The 19,083-nt window shown below is 70.2% G+C and carries 15 protein-coding genes and 2 pseudogenes; 11 read left to right on the forward strand and 6 right to left on the reverse strand.

The features are described 5' to 3' along the window. Nucleotides 1-57 precede the first annotated feature (57 nt). Both ABZ896_RS45985 and ABZ896_RS45990 read left to right on the forward strand, forming a co-directional pair. Nucleotides 58-531, forward strand: a pseudogene (locus ABZ896_RS45985) (substrate-binding domain-containing protein); the annotation flags it as partial. A gap of 311 nt (nt 532-842) precedes the next feature. Beyond that, nucleotides 843-1,253 (forward strand): annotated as a pseudogene (locus ABZ896_RS45990) (alpha-L-rhamnosidase N-terminal domain-containing protein); the annotation flags it as partial. A 106-nt stretch (nt 1,254-1,359) separates the two neighbouring features. On the opposite strand, the gene ABZ896_RS45995 reads toward ABZ896_RS45990, so the two are convergent. Beyond that, a complete protein-coding gene (locus tag ABZ896_RS45995; protein ID WP_360943080.1) occupies nt 1,360-1,413 on the reverse strand; it encodes a hypothetical protein in 54 nt (17 codons plus the stop codon). 38 nt (nt 1,414-1,451) lie between these two features. Here ABZ896_RS45995 and ABZ896_RS46000 point away from each other — a divergent pair, with 38 nt between their 5' ends. Further along, complete coding sequence (locus ABZ896_RS46000) at nt 1,452-3,977, forward strand: discoidin domain-containing protein (protein ID WP_360943083.1); 2,526 nt, start codon at nt 1,452-1,454, stop codon at nt 3,975-3,977. A 37-nt stretch (nt 3,978-4,014) separates the two neighbouring features. Here the strand turns inward: ABZ896_RS46000 and ABZ896_RS46005 are convergent, their stop codons facing one another. Further along, on the reverse strand, nt 4,015-5,664 hold the full coding sequence (locus ABZ896_RS46005; protein ID WP_360943041.1) for a carboxylesterase family protein: 1,650 nt from the start codon (nt 5,662-5,664) through the stop codon (nt 4,015-4,017). Nucleotides 5,665-6,076: 412 nt separating this feature from the next. On the opposite strand from ABZ896_RS46005, the gene ABZ896_RS46010 reads away from it, so the two are divergent. Continuing rightward, nucleotides 6,077-6,409 carry a non-heme iron oxygenase ferredoxin subunit gene (locus ABZ896_RS46010; RefSeq protein ID WP_360943044.1) on the forward strand — a complete coding sequence of 111 codons (333 nt, stop codon included), beginning with the start codon at nt 6,077-6,079 and terminating at the stop codon, nt 6,407-6,409. Then, the gene (locus ABZ896_RS46015; RefSeq protein WP_360943047.1) at nt 6,406-7,014 is read left to right on the forward strand and encodes a TetR/AcrR family transcriptional regulator; all 609 of its coding nucleotides are present in this window, start codon (nt 6,406-6,408) and stop codon (nt 7,012-7,014) included. Before ABZ896_RS46010 ends, ABZ896_RS46015 begins: the two co-directional genes overlap by 4 nt. A 15-nt stretch (nt 7,015-7,029) precedes the next feature. Here ABZ896_RS46015 and ABZ896_RS46020 read toward each other — a convergent pair whose 3' ends face one another. The 3 genes from ABZ896_RS46020 to ABZ896_RS46030 all read right to left on the reverse strand — a co-directional run bounded on the left by ABZ896_RS46020 (nt 7,030) and on the right by ABZ896_RS46030 (nt 10,071). Further along, nucleotides 7,030-7,599 (reverse strand): hypothetical protein, encoded by a 570-nt coding sequence (locus tag ABZ896_RS46020; RefSeq protein ID WP_360943050.1) that lies wholly within the window; start codon nt 7,597-7,599, stop codon nt 7,030-7,032. Nucleotides 7,600-7,685: 86 nt separating this feature from the next. Continuing rightward, the gene (locus ABZ896_RS46025) at nt 7,686-8,174 is read right to left on the reverse strand and encodes a hypothetical protein (RefSeq protein ID WP_360943053.1); all 489 of its coding nucleotides are present in this window, start codon (nt 8,172-8,174) and stop codon (nt 7,686-7,688) included. A 211-nt stretch (nt 8,175-8,385) separates the two neighbouring features. Continuing rightward, complete coding sequence (locus tag ABZ896_RS46030) at nt 8,386-10,071, reverse strand: cellulase family glycosylhydrolase (protein WP_360943056.1); 1,686 nt, start codon at nt 10,069-10,071, stop codon at nt 8,386-8,388. A gap of 189 nt (nt 10,072-10,260) precedes the next feature. Between ABZ896_RS46030 and ABZ896_RS46035 the strand changes: the two genes are divergently transcribed. The 3 genes from ABZ896_RS46035 (at nt 10,261) to ABZ896_RS46045 (ending at nt 14,444) form a co-directional block, all read left to right on the forward strand. Continuing rightward, nucleotides 10,261-11,307 carry a LacI family DNA-binding transcriptional regulator gene (locus tag ABZ896_RS46035; RefSeq protein ID WP_360943059.1) on the forward strand — a complete coding sequence of 349 codons (1,047 nt, stop codon included), beginning with the start codon at nt 10,261-10,263 and terminating at the stop codon, nt 11,305-11,307. 116 nt (nt 11,308-11,423) lie between these two features. Continuing rightward, nucleotides 11,424-12,887, forward strand: a complete 1,464-nt coding sequence (locus tag ABZ896_RS46040) for a cellulose-binding protein (RefSeq protein WP_360943062.1) — start codon at nt 11,424-11,426, stop codon at nt 12,885-12,887. 45 nt (nt 12,888-12,932) lie between these two features. Then, the gene (locus tag ABZ896_RS46045; RefSeq protein ID WP_360943065.1) at nt 12,933-14,444 is read left to right on the forward strand and encodes a glycoside hydrolase family 43 protein; all 1,512 of its coding nucleotides are present in this window, start codon (nt 12,933-12,935) and stop codon (nt 14,442-14,444) included. On the opposite strand, the gene ABZ896_RS46050 is transcribed toward ABZ896_RS46045, so the two are convergent. Continuing rightward, complete coding sequence (locus ABZ896_RS46050) at nt 14,426-15,475, reverse strand: LacI family DNA-binding transcriptional regulator (RefSeq protein ID WP_360943068.1); 1,050 nt, start codon at nt 15,473-15,475, stop codon at nt 14,426-14,428. The genes ABZ896_RS46045 and ABZ896_RS46050 overlap by 19 nt on opposite strands. A 340-nt stretch (nt 15,476-15,815) precedes the next feature. On the opposite strand from ABZ896_RS46050, the gene ABZ896_RS46055 reads away from it, so the two are divergent. From ABZ896_RS46055 to ABZ896_RS46065, 3 genes are read left to right on the forward strand one after another with little or no spacing between them, the layout of a single operon-like run. Further along, the gene (locus ABZ896_RS46055; RefSeq protein ID WP_360943071.1) at nt 15,816-16,760 is read left to right on the forward strand and encodes a sugar ABC transporter permease; all 945 of its coding nucleotides are present in this window, start codon (nt 15,816-15,818) and stop codon (nt 16,758-16,760) included. Then, nucleotides 16,757-17,578, forward strand: coding sequence for a carbohydrate ABC transporter permease (locus ABZ896_RS46060; RefSeq protein WP_360943074.1), 822 nt, complete (start codon nt 16,757-16,759; stop codon nt 17,576-17,578). Before ABZ896_RS46055 ends, ABZ896_RS46060 begins: the two co-directional genes overlap by 4 nt. A gap of 32 nt (nt 17,579-17,610) precedes the next feature. Then, nucleotides 17,611-18,876: an extracellular solute-binding protein gene (locus ABZ896_RS46065; protein WP_360943077.1), complete on the forward strand. Its 1,266-nt coding sequence runs from the start codon at nt 17,611-17,613 to the stop codon at nt 18,874-18,876. Nucleotides 18,877-19,083 lie beyond the last annotated feature (207 nt).

A 19,083-nucleotide genomic window follows, 5' to 3' on the forward strand; every position in this document is an offset into this window, starting at 1 on the left:
GCGCCTGGAGCACCGCGGGCGTGACCTCTCCCCCGGAGAGCCAGGACCGTCCGGCGTCCCCGCGCCACAGCCACGCAGGACCGCGTCGAGGGCTGGCGGGCGGCGCTGGCGGCGCGCGGCGCGCGGGAACCGGCCCTGCTGCACGGCGACTGGTCGGCCGCCGCCGGGTACGAGGCGGGGCGTCAACTCGCCGAGGACCGGTCCGTCACCGCGGTGTTCGCCGCCGGCGAGGAGATGGCCATCGGCCTGATCCACGCTCTACGGGAGGCGGGACTGCGTGTTCCGGAGGACGTCAGCGTCGTCGGCTTCGACGGCAATCCCGTCTTCGCCTACGTCTCCCCACCGCTGACCACCGTCCGCCAGCCCTTCGACGCCGCGGCGCGAGAAGGCATCCGGCTCCTCGTGCACGCGATCGAGAAACCCGACGCCGAACCCCTGCGGGCCACCGACCCACCGGTCGAACTCGTCGTCCGCGCCTCCACCGCACCCCCACCACCTCACCGCGGCAAGTCGGCACTCCACGCCACCTGAGGACCGGCCGAGCCACACCATCCCCATCAGCTGACCTTGAACTCCGCCTTTTTGAAACGATTCACCCCGCCTCGGGAGGCCCCGTGCAGTCCATATCGCGTCGATCAGTCCTTCGTTCCGCGACCGCGGTCGCCCTGGCACCCACCCTGGGCTCAACGGTCCTGCCCCAACTCGCCCCCGCGGCCTCCGCCGCCGTCTCCTGGACGGCGAAGTGGGTCTGGGCTGCGTCCAGTTCGGCGAACCAGTGGGTGGCGTTCCGCAAGTCGTTCACGCTGGCCTCCGCGCCGTCGACGGCGGTGACGCAGATCGCCGTGGACTCGAAGTACTGGCTGTGGGTCAACGGCACCCTGGTCGTCTTCGACGGCGGCCTCAAGCGCGGCCCGAACCGCACGGACACCTACTACGACGAGATCGACCTCGCCCCCTACCTCACCAGCGGCACCAACACGGTCGCGCTGCTGGTCTGGTACTTCGGCAAGCAGGGCTTCTCCCACAACAGCAGCGGCAAGGGCGGCCTGCTGTTCCAGTCGGACATCCAGACCGGAACGACGACCAACCGGCTGGTCAGCGACACCAGTTGGAAGCACACCGTCCACCCCGGCTACTCGAACAACACCGGCGGCACCCAGGTCAACTTCCGGCTGCCCGAGTCCAACATCTTCTACGACGCCCGGGCCGCCGCCGTCGTCTCGGGCTGGCGCTCACCCGGCTTCGACGACAGCGGCTGGACGGCGCCTACCGACTTCGGTACCGCGGGAGCAGCGCCCTGGAACGCCCTCGTCCGGCGGCCGATCCCGCAGTTCCGCCACTCCGGCCTGAAGTCCTACGTCAACGCCGCCGCCCTGCCCTCCACCGGCCAGGGCGCCACCGCGATCTCCGCAACCCTGCCGTCCAACATCCAGGTGACCCCGTTCCTCAGGGTGGACGCCCCGGCCGGGGCGGTGATCGGCATCCAGACCGATCACTACGACGACGGCGCGGGCCTGACCGGGATCGAGCCCGGGACGCAGTACAACGTGCGCGCCACCTACGTCTGCACCGGCGGCGTCCAGGAGTTCGAGCCCCTGGCCTGGATGAGCGGGACCGCCGTGCGGTACACGATCCCGGCCGGCGTCGGCATCCTGGACCTGAAGTACCGGGAGTCCGGCTACGACACCGACTTCGCCGGTTCGTTCAGCAGCGGCGACGCCTTCCTGGACACGCTGTGGACCAAGGCCGCCCGCACCATGTACGTCAACATGCGGGACAACTACATGGACTGCCCCACCCGCGAACGGGCCCAGTGGTGGGGCGATGTGGTCAACCAGCTCAAGGAGGGCTTCTACACCTTCGACACCCGCTCCCACGCCCTCGGCAAGAAGGCCGTCGCCCAGCTCGCCGCCTGGCAGAAGGACAGCGGGGCCCTGTATTCGCCGGTCCCCACGACCATCTGGACCGCCGAACTGCCCGTGCAGATGCTCGCCTCGGTCTGGTCGTTCTGGACCTACTACCTCTACACCGGCGACGCGAGCGCCGTCACCGGCGCCTACCCGGCGGTGAAGACGTACCTGAACCTGTGGACCCTGGACGCCGACGGCCTGGTCAACCACCGCAAGGGGGACTGGGACTGGGAGGACTGGGGCGGCGACATCGACGCCCGCGTCCTGGACAACTGCTGGTACTACCTCGCCCTGGACACCGCCGCCCGGCTCGCCGACCTCAGCGGTAACCCCGCCGACGTGGCCGGCTGGCAGTCCCGGCGCGACAGCGTCAAGGCCAACTTCGACCGCGTGCTGTGGAATTCCTCCCGCAACGAGTACCGCTCACCCGGCTACAGCGGCGACACCGACGACCGCGGCAACGCCCTCGCGGTGGTCGCGGGACTGGCCCCCAGCACCCGGTACCGGGCGATCACCGAGGTACTGCGCACCCACCTCAACGCCAGCCCCTACATGGAGTTCTACGTCCTGGAAGCGCTGTACCTCATGGGCGCGCCCGTCGTCGCCGAGGAGCGGATGCGCAACCGCTTCGCCGCCCAGGTCGCCGACCCCGACTGCCACACGCTGTGGGAGGTGTGGGACAAGGCCGCGGGCACCGACAACCACGCCTGGAACGGCGGCCCGCTGTACGCCCTGTCCGCGTACGCCGCCGGGGTGCGTCCGACGCGGCCCGGCTGGACGACGTACGAGATCGTCCCGCAGACCGGCACCCTGACGAAGATCGACACCGTGGTGCCCACCGTCCAGGGGGACATCCGTTTCGGCATCACACGCAGCGGTACGAAGGTCACTCTCACGCTCACCTCCCCAGGCGGGACGACAGCCCGCGTCGGTGTGCCCACCTACGGCGGCGCACAACCGGTCGTCACCGCGGGCAGCACCACCGTCTACGCGAACGGCGCCGCAATGGGCAGCGTGAGCGGCCTGGCCTACGACGGCAAGGACGCCTCCTACGTCTACTTCACCGTGAAGCCCGGTACCTGGACGCTGACCGCGACCGGCACGGGCCGCCTCGACAACCGAGCCCTGGGACGGCCGGTCACCGCCAACAACAGCCTGGAGAACGGCGATTGGGGCGGGAGCCGGCTCACCGACGGCCGGTTCAGCAGCGTGGCGGGCGCCAAGGGCTACACCAGCAACGAGTTCTCCACGGCCGACGTGAGCGCCACACCCGTCTGGGTCGAGGTCGACCTGGGCGCCGACACCGACCTCGACGCCGTACGCCTCTTCCCCCGCACCGACACCCCGGCGGCGGGCGGTGGAACCGCCGGGTTCCCCGTCGACTTCACCGTCCAGACCCGGGCCGACGGCGGCAGCGCGTACACCACCGTCCGCACCGTCACCTCCCAGCCCGACCCGCAGGGCCTGGTGCAGACGTACGGCTTCAGGACGACGACCGCCCGCTACCTGCGCGTCCAGGCCACCAGGCTCGGCTCCCCGGCCGCCGACGAGCCCGGCAAGTACCGGCTCCAGCTCGCGGAACTCACCGTGCCCACCGCCGCGACCACCGTCACCTCCAACTACACGCTGGAGAACGCCGACTGGGGCAGGACACGGCTCCTGGACGGCACCACCACCAGCGTGACCGGCGCCAAGGGCTTCACCAGTATCGACTTCCCCTCGGCGGACGTCGGCCGCACACCCGTGTGGATCGAGATCGACCTCGGCGCCGACCGGTCCGTCGGCTCCGTCACCCTCTTCCCCCGCACCGACACCGCGGCCGCGGGCGGTGGAACCGCCGGCTTCCCCGTCGACTTCGCGCTCCAGACCCGTACCGAGAGCGGCACCGGCTACACCACCGCCCGGACCGTCACCGCCCAGCCCAACCCGGCCGGAGCCGCCCAGACCTACACCTTCACCCCCGTCACCGGCCGCTACCTGCGCCTGCGGGCCACGAGACTCGGCGCGGCGGCGACCGACGAGGCGACCAAGTACCGCCTCCAACTCGCCGAGATACGCGTCGCGTAGCGGGGACCACGCGACTGCGTGCGGGGACCGGCCACCCTCAACTGGTCTGCCAGAAAAGCCTTTCAGGCCTGTCCGGGTCGTTCACGATCCTGCACTCCGCATCCAGCCACATCGTGGCGCGCCGTTGCGGTGTGTAGGCCGGCCAGGTGGGGACGTTCCTCGCCGAGGGGCGGCCGGTGTGGGCGAAGCCCGCCCACAGGCCGCTCATGTGGCGCGCGGTCGCCAGCCGTGCCGGTGACTGGTCCCTGTTGAGGATGTAGTCGGTGTTCTGGTCGGCGTTGGCGAACTTGAGGTTGATGTCCGACGCGTGCGGCGAGCCGATGGGGAAGTCGGTGCCGGGGACGAGAGTCGGGCTGGGGTAGGCGAGTTGGTACATGAACACCGGCGCGGCACGCTGCGCCGCCTTCGCCTCCGCGATCTTGATCGAGTCGCGCCAGATCGGTGACGTGGTGATCGCGAAGTAGAGCTGCGCGGGGGTCGCGTCGGGCCGCGACCGGCGGAACGTGCCGATGATCCGGTCGAGTTCGGCGCCCTGGTACGTCCTGCCCAGTTCCCTGCGCAGCCCGGCGTCGTCGATACGGAAGATGTCGGGCGGCCCGAAGAGGCTGAAGAAGACCGTCTCGTCGCGGCAGGTGCCGCACATCAGCGGCTTGCCGGCCGAGAAGGGCGCGGCGCCGTCGGCGAAGGGATGCCGTGGAATGACGGTGCCGTCGACGAAGGCGCCGAAGCCCGGGAGCGGGCCGGGGTCGCCCCAGGGCGGTGCTCCGTTCGCGGCTTCGGACTGCTGGACGGCGAGCAGCCGCTCGGCCGGGATGTCATGCAGCCGGGGAATGTCGGCCGTGGTCAGTCCCAGCAACTCCAGCGTGCGCCGGGCCCGGGCGGTGGCGCCTTCGCGGGTGGGGAAGCGCAGCGGCGCGGCGCTCTCGATCGAGGCCTTGTGGAACAACCGTGCCGCATCCGGCATGGTGTGGACGGCGGCGGTCTTCGCGCCGCCACCGCTCTCGCCCCAGACCATGATGTTGTCGGGGTCGCCACCGAAGTACTCGATGTTCTCCCTGGTCCAGCGCAGTGCTGCCAGGATGTCCAGCATCCCCTGGTTGGCGGCGTATTCACCACCGGCGTATCCACCGCCGGCGAGGTCGCCCAGGAACAAGTAGCCCAGCAGGCCCAGCCGATGGTTGGACTCGACCACCACCACGTCGTAGAGCTGCGCCAGACGGGTACCGTCCTGCCCCGTGGCGGAGCCGGAACCGATCATGTACCCGCCGCCGTGGTTGTAGAACATGACCGGCCGCCGCCCGCGGTCCGCGGCCGGGGTCCAGATGTTGAGGTACAGGCAGTCCTCGGACGGAGCGGGCATCCGGCCGTTGCCGTTCGGGCCCATCTCGGCACCCGCCACCTGGAAGGACGGGTTCGGGAAGTCCACCGCGTCGCGTACGCCGTGCCAACTCCTCGGCGGCCGCGGGGCCTTGAACCGCAGTGCACCGAGCGGCGGCATGGCGTAGGGCACGCCGAGGAACTTCACGATGCCGTCCTCGCGCCGTCCGCGCACCCTGCCGTGGCGGGTCGGAGCCTCGTCCGTTCCGTGTGCGGGCCGCGCGAGTGCCGACGACGGCATGCTCACGCCGGCGGCCACGGACAACGCCCCGCCGATCATCGTCCTGCGGGTCATCCTCGAGCCTGGCATCGGACCTCCTTGGGTGGGGGAGCGCGCAAGGGTGTGAAACGTTTCAAGCAAAGGGTGTCGTGTTCACCGGACTAGATCCGGGAGGAAGGCTCTCGGCTGCGAACGGTGGCCACGTGGTCTCGGCCTTCGCTCGTGCGGTTGTGGATGGGTAACGTTATCCATGCCCCAACGACCGACACAAGAGGTGTGTATGAGGCGGCGTCAGTCTCCGGAGGACAGGGCGGGGAGGGCCGCTTCGACCGCTGCGGCGACCGTCCGTTGCGCGGCCTCGCGGCGATGGGCCGGCTCCACCGACTTAGGACCATGTGCCGAGGGGGATTCGGACCGGGGGCCGGTGCCCGCGGCGGTCGTGACCGTTAGCTTGGGCGATCAGCCCGTCCTCCGCCGGTCCCGGACGTTCCCGAGGAGCTCGATGTCCCTCAGCAGCCACACCTACCTCTGCCGGTTCGAGGTACTGGAGGACGGCGTGCCCCGGCGGTTCGAGGTGGACGGCGTGCCCGTCTCGCTGGTCCTGGCCGAGGGCGAGCTGTTCGCGATCCACGACGTCTGCTCGCACAGCGCCGTCTCGCTCTCCGAGGGCGAGGTGGAGGGGTGCACGGTCGAGTGCTGGCTGCACGGCTCCCGCTTCGACCTGCGCAGTGGCAAGCCCCTCGACCCACCGGCCTCGCGGCCCGTCCCGGTGTATCCGGTGCGCGTCGAGGACGGTCGCGTGTACGTCGATGTCGTACCGCGGAGCAAGGGGTGACCGAGCCTTCGGACGACTGCACGGGCGAGCGCGCCGACGCCGTCCGCAACCGGGTCCGGCTGTTGGAGGCGGCGGCCTGGCTGGTGGCCGAGCGGGGCGCCGAGTACGTGACGATGCACGAGGTCGCGCAGGTCGCCGGGGTGGGCAAGGGCACGCTGTTCCGGCGGTTCGGCGACCGCAACGGCCTGCTGCTGGCCCTGCTGGACGACGTGGAGGCGGAGTTCTACGAGGCGTACACCCTCGGCCCGCCGCCGCTGGGCCCGGGGGCACCGGCGGCCGTCCGGCTCACCGCGTTCGGGCATGCCCTGATCGAACGGGTCGCCGACCCCTCGGACCTGGGCCCGGCACTCGGCCGCCAGGTCCCCAGCGACCGACGCCGGACCTCGCACTACGGCCGTGCCTTCCTCGACCATGTCACCGCGCTGCTGCGGGAGGCGGGCGTCGTGGGCGACCACACCATGCTCGCCCACGCCCTGCTCGCCTTCGTCGACCTGGAGACCCTGGACCATCTGCGCTCCGACGACGAGGTCGGCGCCGAGCGGATGAAGCGTGCCTGGGCGGATCTGGTGCGGCGGGTGACCGGCACCGGCACCGGCGAGCGGTGAAGGTTCTTCGAGCGTTCAGCTGAGGGGGACGCGCACAGCAGCAGGCCCGCCCCACGCCTGCGCCTCTTCGACGTCCTGGGCGGTGCGGTGGACGACGACGTTGCCGAGGTCCTGGGACAACTCGGCGACGAGGGCGGCGAGGTGGTCGTGCCAGTCGGCGGGAGCGGACGGCGGTGTGACGACGATCAGCTCCAACACGTCCGCGGGATGGGTGGCCGTGCCCTCGACGACCGCGCCGGTCAGGGCCAGGTAGGTGGGCGCGGTCCGGAGGTGCGCTCGTGCCTGTCGGCGGGCCAGGTCGACGACGGCGCCGCGCAGGTCGGCCAGCTGACGCAGGGCACCCCAGGCGACATGGCCGGGAACGAGTCGTACGGCGTCGCCCTTACGCCTGGGAGCGACGAGGCCGAGCAGGCCGAGGCGGAAGAGCGCCGCCTCCAGCTGCGTCGACGTCACGGAGGCGCTCTTGGACAGCTCGTCGAGGGACAGCGGTCTGTCGGCGTCGGAGGTGTGGTGGTCGACGAGGGCGGTGAGGAGCCGGCCCGAGGTACCGGGAAACAGGGCGGACAGCGGGGTCCGGAGGTTCATGGAGCGTCCTGACGTGACGGGGTTCTCGCCGGCTTCGCAGGCAGGTGGCATCGACGACGAAGCCGGCGAGAGTCTGGGGCCCGTGGTCACGGGCGGTCGGAGAGGTCGTCACCCCATCCGTCGGCGAGCGCGGCCGCGGTCAGGCCGAACTCCTGGAGAACGTCGAGGAATCCGGTGCGGCCCCACAGGGCGAGCCCCAGGACGGTGACGCCCACGGCCGTGATGTGCACAGCCCCGGTGAGGTCACGGCAGGAGGCCGCGCGCATCGCCGACTCGTCACCGCGCGCCCACGCCCGTGTCGCCTCGGCGGCCGCGAACTCGTAGTGCGGTGGAGCCGCGACGGCGACCTCGTCGGCCCGCCGCACCAGGTCGTCCAACCGCCACGACCTGCCGGTCAGCTCCATGATGCTGATGGTGGACCGCAGCAGGCCGTTGAGGACGGCGTACACCTCCAGCGAACCGCCCGCGTCCAGACCGGCCAGCGCCTCGCGCACGGCCACGGCATCCTGGTCGACGTAACCCCGGACGACGTCCAGAGCCCGGTCGCGGGAGATCCTCTGCGCTGTGTCGCTCATGTGGATCACCCTAGGAAGGTCGCGGCGACAGCGGATCGGTCTCTCGGCGCAGGACGTCTCGGAACAAAGCACTAGGTCCGAGGACCGCGTCCCCACGACCTTGCCCACGGCAGTGATGCCGAGGCTCACCAGCACGGAGGTGCGCACGGTCGGGTCGCCCAGCACCTCCCGGTAGGCGGCGAGCTGCTTTCGCCAAGCTGAGCCGACGGCGTCACGCAACCGTGCCGGTCACCGTGTCGCCCGTCCTGACGACGTGGTACGTCACCGTGGCGCCGCTCCAGAAATGGAAGGTGAGGGTCACCGGCGAGCCGTCCTTGAGGGAACCGACGAAGTCGGGCGTCAGCTTGATGGCGTCATCGGTGTACGCCGAGAAGGCGGTGTCCCACTGCTGGTACGGAGTCCAGCTCGCCGGACCGGCGTTGCCCCCGTCGCCGTATCTGGCCTCCATCGTGGCCAGTTGGTCGCCGCGGAACTGTGTGGGGATGGTCAGACCGCCGGTACCGGTGGCGCCCGACAGCACCGGGGTGTCGTACGTGAGGACGTCGATCCGCCAGGGGACACCGCGGGAGAACCTGGCCTCCAGCGTCGAGTTGATCCCGTACGCCCGCTCGCCCGCCAACTCGGTGAGCGCGGCGACGGTCAGGGTGAGCCGGTCGCCCGAGACGGTGTAGTCCCGGCCCTTGAGCAGGTTGCGGGAGCCGTGCCGCAGGCCCTGGAAGTCGGTGCCGTTCGCGTTGAGTGTGAGGGTCTGGCTCGTGATCTCGCCGGACTTCGGGAGGAACACCTGGTCGGTGGAGGCGGTGCCCGAACGCGTGGTCCAGCTCGACCTGATCTGGGCGAACAGCTCAGCGTCCCGCCACTGGAGGGTGGTGCGGTTCAGGAACTGCCCGGCGTCCCACAGCATGGTGGTGAGATGCCGCTCGCGTGCGTAGGCGCCCAGGAACTCGAAGTACTTGCGCTGCTCGCCGCGTTCGATGATGCCGGGGCGGTTGTGGTCGTACGCGAGCAGCGCGTACTCGCCCACGATGACCGGGATGCCGCGCGCGACGAAGGTGTCGTACACGCGGTCGAACTGGTCGGTGAGGTCCTGCTGCGCGGTGGCGTCGAACCGGGTGTAGCCGGCGATGTTCACGCTGAACGGCCACCAGCCGTAGAAGTGGATCGTCGTGGCCACCATGGGATCGCGCAGGGCGGTCAGTTCGGCGGCCAGAGCGTCGAGCCGGCCCTGCTCGGAGTTGGTGTACAGCGTGGGCAGGACGAGCAGGCGCCGCGCGTTGCCGCCGCCCGAGTCGCGGACGATCCGGTGGAAGGCGCGGTCGAGTTCGGCCAGCAGCCGGTAGTTCTCGTCGTCGCCCGAAGTGCCGCTGAACGTCGGCTCGTTGATGCTCTCGAAGACCAGACGGGAGGGCTCGTCGCGGAACTCCGCGGCGATCTGGGTCCAGGTCGCCTCGTAGCGCGCGAGGACGGCGTCGTGGTCGGTGGAGAGGGTGTTGACCCACATCCACGAGTCGTGGTGCATGTTGAGGAGCACGTACAGGCCCTCGTCGAGCGCCCAGTCGGTGACCTGTCTGACCTTCGCCGTCCAGGCCGGGTCGATCGTGTAGTCGGGGGCGGGGCCCTGGTGGATGCCCCAAGTGACGGGCAGGCGAATGCTCTTGAAGCCCTGTGACCTGACCTTCCTGAGGAGTTCCCGGGTCACGGGCGGGTTGCCCCAGGAGGTCTCGTCGGGGATCGCGTCGTAGGTGTTGCCCATGTTCCAGCCGGGCTGCATGGCCGCGACCATGCTGCGGGCCGTCGGCGCGGCGGGTGGGGGAGGGTCGGCGGCCCGGGCGGTGCCGGGTATCAGCAGAAGCAGGGCGAGCGCCAGGAGAAGCAGGCCGACTGGTCTCCTCGTCATCATGTGCGCCTTCCGGTGGGTGGGGGGTGGGAGGAGCGTTGACGGTTCAGGAAACTTGCGCGCTGAAGCAGAGAAACTTTCTCGCTGTGCGGCGGAGAAGTTAACATGAACATGTGGGCTAGGCCACAGGTCCGGCGGTAAGAGGTGCCAGAATGGCGAGCGCACCCACACGAGAACGGGAAGGCGACCTTGGCAACTGACGGACCCTCTCACGACGAACGACGGGTCGACTCGTCCAGGCCGGTCACCATCGCCTACATCGCCGAGACGGCCGGGGTGTCGGTCCCGACCGTGTCCAAGGTGATCAACGGCAAGTCGGGGGTGTCCGCGGACACCCGGGCCCGGGTCGAGGAACTGGTCACCCGGTACGGCTACCGCAAGCCGTCCGGACCGAGCCGCAGCAATGTCGTGGAGCTCGTCTTCCGTGAGCTCAAGGACATGTGGGCGGTCGAGATCATCCGGGGCGTCGAGGAGGTGGCCCGCCGGCACGGCGTCGGCCTCATGGTGTCCCGGTTCGGTCTGCACGACTCCACCCCGAGCTGGGACGACACCGTCTCCCGACGGCCCAAGTGCGTGCTGTCGGTGGCCCAGCTCTCGGCGGCGGAACGCGAGCAACTCGCGGCGAAGGGCATCCCGTTCGTCGTCTTCGACCCGACCGCGGAACTGCCGGACGACGTCCCGTTCGTCGGCACCACGAACTGGTCCGGCGGCCGCGCCGCGACCCGTCATCTCACCGACCTCGGACACCGCCGTATCGCGATGATCGGCGGACCGCAGGACGTGCTGTTCTGCGTCGCACGGCTCGACGGGTACCGCTCCGCGCTGCACGCCGCCGGCCTGGCGGTCGATCCGGAACTGGTCGTGCACACCGACCTCACCCGCGAGGACGGCTGCGCGGCCGCGCGATCCCTGCTGGCCCTGCCCGAACGCCCCACGGCGATCTTCGCCGCCAACGACCTCCAGGCCCTCGGGGTGTACCAGGCCGCGCGCGAGGCCGGGCTGCGCATCCCGGACGACCTGAGCGTCGTCGGCTTCGACGACCTGCCGGTCGTGGCGTGGGTGGACCCGCCCCTGACCACCGTCCACCAGCCCCTGACCGAGATGGCGGTGGCCGCGACCGAGCTGGCCCTCACCCTCGGCCGCGGCGAACAGGCACCACAGGCCGGGCTGGAGATCGCGACGACGCTGACGGTCCGGGGGAGCACCGCTCCGCCGCCGAGCCGGGCGGCCGGATAGCGGGACGGAAACTTTCGTATATCTGTTACGACACTTGCCAAGTGCCCGCGGAGTGGCGGACGGTGGTGCGCGTCTCTCGTCCAACCCGCTCCGCTCCTCACCCCACTGGAGGGCACATGCGCTGGTCGGTCCACGGGCACCGCACCCGACTCACGACCCTCGTCGCGGCCCTGTCGCTGGCCGCGGCCGGTGCGTTCACGGCCACCACCCCCTCCGCGGAGGCGGCGCAGGCAGCGCAAGCGGCTCCCACGGCGATCACCGCCTCCGTGGCGGTGGACGCGGCCCGTACGCTGTCGACCGTCCCGGCCACCGGCGTCGGCATGAACGTCGCCGTGTACGACGGCAACATGAACCACCCCGCCGTGCCCGGGCTGTTGAGAGACGCCGGTGTCGGCGCGGTCCGTTATCCGGGCGGCAGTTACGCCGACATCTACGACTGGCAGACGCACACCACCGAAGGCGGCTACGTCGCCCCGAACACCGACTTCGACACCTTCATGGGCACGGCACGCGCCACCGGAGCACAGCCGATCATCACGGCCAACTACGGCTCCGGCACCCCCGAGGAGGCGGCGGGCTGGGTGCGGTACGCCAACGTGACCAAGGGCTACGGCGTGAAGTACTGGGAGATCGGCAACGAGGTCTACGGCAACGGCCTGTACGGGGCCACCTGGGAGACGGACCATCACGCCAGTAAGACCGCCGCCACGTACGCCACCAACCTCGTGCAGTACGCGACCGCGATGAAGGCCGTGGACCCCACCATCAAGATCGGAGCGGTGCTGACCACACCGGGAGCCTGGCCCGACGGCATCACCGGACCCGGCGACACCATGGACTGGAACCACACGGTCCTCTCCGTCGCCGGCGCGAAGATCGACTTCGTGGTCGTGCACCACTACCCGACCAGCACCAGCCAGGCGGACCTGCTGGGCAAACCCCAGGCCGAGATCCCGGGCATGGCGTCGACCCTGCGGTCCCTCATCGGCCAGTACACCGGCGGCGACGTGGGCATCGCGGTGACCGAGGCCAACGCCAACGCCTACAAGAACACCTCCCCGAACGGCCTGTTCGCGCCCGACGAATACCTGACCTGGATGGAGAACGGCGCCTTCACCCTCGACTGGTGGAACCTCCACAACGGCACCGACTGCAGCCATGTGACCACCGTGGAAGGCGCCACCGACTACGACGACGGAGGGATCCTCTCCAGCGGCGCCTCGTGCGAGCCCGCGCTGAACACGCCCTTCCCGCCCTATTACGGCGTGCAGCTGATCACGAGGCTCGGCGCGGCCGGCGACCGGCTGGTCCGGGCGGCCGCTTCGACCTCGCTGGTGTCCGCGCACGCCGTACGCCGGACCAATGGCGATGTGAACGTCATGCTCATCAACAAGGACCCCGTCAACGACGCCACGGTCACCCTGACCTACAGCGGCTTCACCCCGTCCACGGCCACCCCGACCGTGTACTCGTACCTCAAGAACGCCAGGTCGATCGGGACCGCCGCCACCGGCAGCGCGGGCCGCCAGACCGTACCGGCGTACTCGATCGTCGTCGTACAACTCCACCCGGCCCGCTGAACCGGCGGTCCGTGCACGATCCGTGAACCGAAAGGACTCGATCAGGTGTCGAGCTCGCCCGAGACGGGCATCACCACCTTCGCCAATCCCGTGATCCCCGGCTTCCACCCCGATCCGAGCGTCTGCCGGGTGGGCGAGGACTACTACCTCGTGTGCTCCAGCTTCGAGTACTTCCCCGGGGTGCCCGTCTTCCACAGCCGGGACCTGGTGCACTGGACCCAGATCGGCAACGCCCTCGACCGGCCGAGCCAGTTGCGGCTCCCGCCGGACTCGCCGTCCTCGGGCGGGATCTACGCACCGACCCTGCGCCACCACGACGGCCGCTTCTGGCTGATCGTCACCAACGTCAGCGCCGACGGCAACATGCTGTTCACGGCCACCGACCCGGCGGGCCCCTGGTCCGATCCGATACGGCTCCCAGGGGTCCCCGGCATCGACCCGGACCTCGCCTGGGACGAGGACGGCACCTGCTGGTGCACGGTCGCCGGTGTCGGCCAGGTCCGCCTCGACCCCCGCACCGGGCAGACGCTCGGCCCCGACCGCAGGATCTGGTCCGGAAGCCCCGACGCCAAGGCCCCCGAGGCACCGCACCTCTACCGCATCGGCGACTACTGGTACCTGCTCATCGCCGAGGGCGGCACCGAGCGCTGCCACGGCGTCTCGATCGCCCGCTCCGACCACCCCGACGGCCCCTTCGAGCCCTGCCCGGCCAACCCGGTCCTGACGCATCGCGGCACCGACCACCCCATCCAGAACACCGGGCACGCGGACCTGGTCCAGGGGCCCGACGGGTCGTGGTGGATGGTGCTGCTCGGGGTCCGGCCCGGCGGCGGCACCCCCGGCTGGCACGCGCTGGGCCGGGAGACCTTCCTGGTGCCGGTCGAGTGGGTGGACGGCTGGCCGGTGGTCGGCGAGCTCTCGCCGACGATGCCCGCGCCCGCGTGGCCGCTGCGGCCCGGCGCGACGATTCCCGTCCGGGACGACTTCGACCTGAGCGAACTGGCCCCGCACTGGGTCTCGTTGCGGGACCGCCCCGAGGAGTACTGCACCACCAAGGAGCGCCCCGGACATCTCACCCTGCGGGCCCGTGGCGCGTCGCCCGACGCCACCGACGTGACCTTCGTCGGCCGACGACAGCAGCATCCGTCCTGCCGGGTCCGGGCGTCGATCGAGGTGGGCGAGGGACGCGGCGGCCTGACCGTCCGCCTCGACGAAGGGCACCACTACGACATCGAGGCCACCTCCGAGGAGCTGGTGGTGACCGCCCGTATCGGCCCGTTGAGCACGGTCGTCGCGTCCGCTCCGCTACCGAGCGGACCCGTGGTCCTCGGGATCGAGGTGGCCGCCGTCGAGGCGGTGCGCGACGCGCGTACCGGCCCCGACACCGTGGCGCTCGGCTTCGAGGAGCCGGACGGCACCTTCCGTACGCTCGCCGCCCTCGACGGCAAGTACCTCACGACCGAGGTCGCCGGGGGCTTCACCGGCCGGGTCGTCGGCATGTTCGCCGCCTCCGGCTCGGTGCACTTCGACTGGTTCGACTACGAGCCCTCCCGCTGAGGAGACGCGGTGGTCCGGCGGGGCACGAGGGAGGGGGAGAGCTTGACCTGCACCGACGTCTTGTTGCGGTCGGCGATCCGCTCCAGCAGCAGCCGTATGGCGTTGCCGCCGATCTCGTGCCCCGCCTGGTCGACGCTCGTCAGGGAGATCGGGCCGAAGGAGGCGAAGGTCGTGTTGTCGTAACCGGCGACCGAGATGTCGCCGGGAACGGACAGCCCGGCCTCGGCGAGGGCTTCCAGCACTCCCATCGCGACGATGTCCGCGCCGGCGAAGACGGCCGTGGGCCGGCGAGGGCGGGCGAGCAGTTGCCGCGCGCCTTCGTGCCCGCCCTCCTGGGTGTAGACAGTGGAGACGATGTCGATCTCCTCCGCGAGGCCGAGCGCGCGCATCGCGTGGCGGTACCCCTCCGCGCGCTGGGTGTTGGGCATCTCCGCGATACGGGTCGGGTCGGTCTCGTGGTGCTCGATGTGGGCGATCCGGCGATGGCCGAGGCCGGCGAGGTGACGGACGACCAGGGCGGCGCCCGCCACGTCGTCGTCCGTGACGGTGTCGTACACCGGTGAATGCCCATGGCGTCCGACGACCACGGTCGGCACGGCGGAGGCGATGCGCTCCAGACGGGCGCGTGACGAGACCGGCGCGATCAGGATGATGCCGTCCATCCCGCGGTCGATCATGGCCTCCGTGACCCGCGCCTCGGTCTGCTCGTCGTTGCAGCCACCGGGTCCGAGAAAGACCTGGTAGTCGGTGTCCGCGAGGCGGTCGGTGACGCCGTCGACGATCTCCGGGAAGAACGGGTTGCGGATGTCGGGCAGCATCACGCCGATCGTGTACGTCTGCCCCCGCAGGCCCCGCGCGGCCGCCAGCGGGCGATAGCCCAGCTCGTCGATGGCGCGCCGCACCTTGGCCCGCATCTCGGGGCTCGCGCCGTAGGCGTTGCGCAGCACCTTGGACACGGCGGTGGTCGACACCTGGGCATGACGGGCGACATCGACGATGGTCACGCGGCGCGGCGGCTTGGGCGGCTCCATGCGGCTTCCTCCCGGGCCGTGGGCAACGTTGGCGAAAGTGTACGGAGAAAGCCCCCGGCCGGGTAAGTGGTGATCTCCGGTGATCCTGACGGCCGACCGGAGTGTCGTCGTGAGAATCATGCAGCGTGCGCGACATCTTGACGTCATGCGGAGGGCTCTTTAGGGTCTGGCACCAGTCGATGGGCAACGTTACCCATCGGCCCAGGAACCGTGATGTGTCTCCCCGCTGGCGTCCGCAGCCCACAAACGCACTATCCACGGCAGGTGCCCGCACCTCGCCGAGCCGCCGACAGCTCGCATCGGGCAGGCTTTGAAACGTTTCAAGAAAGCAGGTCCGCCCGTGACCCTCGCCCCGAACGCCCAACTCCCGGATCGCGACCACTCTCCGGACCCCGCTCCCGCCTCCGGCCGCCGGGCGCGCGCCACCGCGCCCTGGTGGTTCATGGTGCCGGCGCTCCTGCTGTTCGCCTTCGTCGTCCTGGTGCCGAGCGCGCGCGGTGTGTACTACGCGTTCACCGACTGGGACGGTCTCGATCCGCACTTCTCCTTTGTGGGCCTGGACAACTTCGCCGACATGTTCCGCGACGAGGACGCGGTGCAGGCGATCTGGCACACCCTGCTGATCGCCGTGTCGATCACGGTCGTCCAGAACGGCGTGGGGCTGCTGCTGGCCCTGGGCGTCAACTCGGCCATCAAGTCCCGCAACCTGCTCAGGGTGCTGCTGTTCGCCCCGGCCGTGATCACCCCGATCGTGACGGCCTACCTGTGGCGCAACCTGCTCGGCACGGACGGCGCGGTCAACAGCCTGTTCGGCGCCGTGGGGCTCGACTCCTGGCAGCAGGACTGGCTGGGCAGCCCCGACCTCGCGCTGTGGGCGGTGATCGGGGTGATCGTGTGGCAGTACGCGGGCTACTCCATGGTCATCTTCCTGGCCGGGCTCCAGTCGGTGCCCCAGGAGATCCACGAGGCCGCCTCCCTCGACGGAGCCGGTCCCGTACGGCGCTTCTGGTCGGTCACCCGGCCGCTGCTGGCACCGGCGTTCACGATCAACCTGATGCTGTCGATCATCGGCGGGATCAAGCTCTTCGACCAGGTCTACGCGCTGACCGGCGGCGGCCCCGGCCATGCCACCGACACCCTGTCGACCCTCATCTACAAGGACGCCTTCACCCTCGGCGAGTTCGGCTACAGCATCGCCCTCGCGGTGGTCCTGACGATCATCGTCGCGGTCGCCTCCACCAGCCAGTACGTCCTGCTGTCCCGCAGCGAGAGGGCCGCGTCATGAACCGCTACCGCCCCCGCACCCTCGCCCTCGAACTGGTGATGATCGCCGTCGCCCTCGTCGTCGGCTTCCCGGTGTACGTCCTGGTGAACCTGGCCGTACGACCCGCCTCGGACACCTCCTCACCCATCAGCCCGACCAGCTCGCCGACCCTGGAGAACTTCTCGCACGCCTGGCAGCAGGGCGGACTCGGCGGGGCGCTGGCCAACAGCGTGCTGGTGACGGTGTGCAGCGTCGTCATCGTGCTGGCCGTCTCCTCCCTCGCCGCCTACCCGCTCGCCCGCATCACGGCCCGCTGGTCCCGGGGCACCTACCTGCTCGTGCTCCTCGGCCTGGTGCTGCCCTTCCAGCTCGCCTCGCTGCCGCTGTACCAGACCATGCGCGACCTGGGCCTGCTCGGCACCCCCTGGGCCCTGGTCCTGTTCTACTCCGGCCTCCAGGTGCCGTTCACCGTCTTCCTCTACGTCGGTTTCCTGCGGGCGATGCCCCGCGACTTCGAGGACGCCGCGCTGATCGACGGCTGCACCCCGCTCCAGGGCTTCCGCCATGTCGTCCTGCCGATGCTCAAGCCGATCACCGTGACCGCGCTCGTGCTCAACACGGTCGCCGTCTGGAACGACTTCTTCACCCCGCTGCTGTACCTCAGCGGCAGCGCCCAGCAGACCATGCCGGTCGCGATCGCCGGCTTCGTCGGCCAGTACGTCACCGACTGGAACCTGATCTTCGCCGCCCTGGTGATCAGCATCCTGCCCGTCCTGCTCGTCTACTTCCTCCTGCAACGCAGCATCATCAACGGCTTTGCCGGAGGGCTGCGGGGATGACACCCCGCCTTCTGCTCCACCGAGGAGACACCATGAAGACACGCGCGCTCACCGCCCTGGTCGCCACCACGACGGCCGCCGCTCTGCTGGCCGCCTGCAGCGGCGGCACCAAGTCCGCCTCCGGCGGCGGCGGTTCCAAGACCCTGACCCTGGCCTCGGTCGACCAGGGCTCCGTCGAGGACGTCGTCAAGGCCTTCGAGAAGGCCAACCCGGGCGTCAAGGTCCGCTACACCACCAGTGGCGCCGACCAGTACCAGCAGCAGATCCGCACCCAGCTCTCCTCCGGCACCGCCCCGGACGTGATGTCGGTCTGGCCCGGCAACGGCAACCCCGGGGCCACCCACGTCCTCGCCAAGCCGGGCTACCTGCGCGACCTCTCCGACCAGCCCTGGGCCGCCAAGCTGCCCGCCGCGATCAAGTCCGTCGCGCAGTACGACGGGAAGACGTACACCGCGATCTTCGGCCAGAACGGCATCGGCGCGGTCTACAACGAGCAGGCCCTGAAGAAGGCCGGCCTCACCCCGCCGGACACCTGGACGAAGCTGCTGGACTTCTGCAAGGCGGCGAAGGCGAAGGGGACACCCGCGTTCGCGCTGGGCAACCAGGACAACTGGGTGACGCAGCTCGTGCAGTACGCCCTGGTCGCCACCACCGTCTACGGCCCCGACCGGGACTTCGACCAGAAGATGCAGGCGGGACAGGCCACGTTCGCGAAGTCGGCGTGGGCGACCGCGCTGGACAAGTACCTGACGATGGAGAAGACCGGCTGCTTCCAGAAGAACCCGCTGGGCACCAACTACGAGATGAGCCAGCAGCTCGCCGCCACCGGCAAGACGCTCGGCATCGTCCAGGGCAACTGGGTCATCGCCCTCCTCAAGGGGAAGAACCCGCAGGGCACGTTCACCCTCAAGGCCCTGCCGGCGACGGACGACCCGTCGCAGACGCTCATCCCGGCCGCCGCCGGTGCCGGATACGGCGTCAACGCCAAGGCGAAGAACCCCGAACTCGCCCTGAAGTTCGTGAACTTCGTGATGTCGCCCGAGGGCATGAACCTGTTCGTCAAGAAGCAGGGCGGCCTGCCCTCGCTCCCGGACACGGGCTACCAGGTGGATCCCTCCCTCGCGGAGTTGTCGACGTTCATCACCTCCAACCGCACCGTCCCGTTCATGGACCAGCTGTGGCCCAACGCGAAGGTCCAGCAGACCATGCTCAGCGGTCTCCAGGAGATCTTCAGCGGCCAGACCACGCCCGAGAAGCTCCTCGGCGACATGGACGACGACTACAAGGCCGGCAGCTGACCGCCGAGGCGGCGACCGGGAGGACCACGGAGTGACCCATGAACCACGAAAAAGGCAGGGACGGGACGATGCCGGAGACCAAACGGGACCCCGCCGCCGCACCGTCCTCGCGGCGAGCGCCGGCGCGGTGCCGGTGATGGCCGGCCAACAGGCCCGCGCGGATCACGTACGACAGCGCGCCGAGCGGGAACTGGAACGGTTCCTCGC

Source organism: Streptomyces sp. NPDC047072, assembly GCF_040643855.1.
Lineage (GTDB): Bacteria > Actinomycetota > Actinomycetes > Streptomycetales > Streptomycetaceae > Streptomyces.

What these genes read in the sequence shown, in the direction of transcription:
- ABZ896_RS46040 (WP_360943062.1), top strand. Translation starts at nt 11,424, where the DNA reads ATGCGCTGGTCGGTCCACGGGCACCGCACCCGACTCACGACCCTCGTC.
- ABZ896_RS46010 (WP_360943044.1), top strand. Translation starts at nt 6,077, where the DNA reads ATGTCCCTCAGCAGCCACACCTACCTCTGCCGGTTCGAGGTACTGGAG.
- ABZ896_RS46050 (WP_360943068.1), bottom strand. Translation starts at nt 15,475, where the DNA reads ATGGAGCCGCCCAAGCCGCCGCGCCGCGTGACCATCGTCGATGTCGCC.
- ABZ896_RS46060 (WP_360943074.1), top strand. Translation starts at nt 16,757, where the DNA reads ATGAACCGCTACCGCCCCCGCACCCTCGCCCTCGAACTGGTGATGATC.
- ABZ896_RS46030 (WP_360943056.1), bottom strand. Translation starts at nt 10,071, where the DNA reads ATGACGAGGAGACCAGTCGGCCTGCTTCTCCTGGCGCTCGCCCTGCTT.
- ABZ896_RS46025 (WP_360943053.1), bottom strand. Translation starts at nt 8,174, where the DNA reads ATGAGCGACACAGCGCAGAGGATCTCCCGCGACCGGGCTCTGGACGTC.
- ABZ896_RS46005 (WP_360943041.1), bottom strand. Translation starts at nt 5,664, where the DNA reads ATGCCAGGCTCGAGGATGACCCGCAGGACGATGATCGGCGGGGCGTTG.
- ABZ896_RS46065 (WP_360943077.1), top strand. Translation starts at nt 17,611, where the DNA reads ATGAAGACACGCGCGCTCACCGCCCTGGTCGCCACCACGACGGCCGCC.
- ABZ896_RS46020 (WP_360943050.1), bottom strand. Translation starts at nt 7,599, where the DNA reads ATGAACCTCCGGACCCCGCTGTCCGCCCTGTTTCCCGGTACCTCGGGC.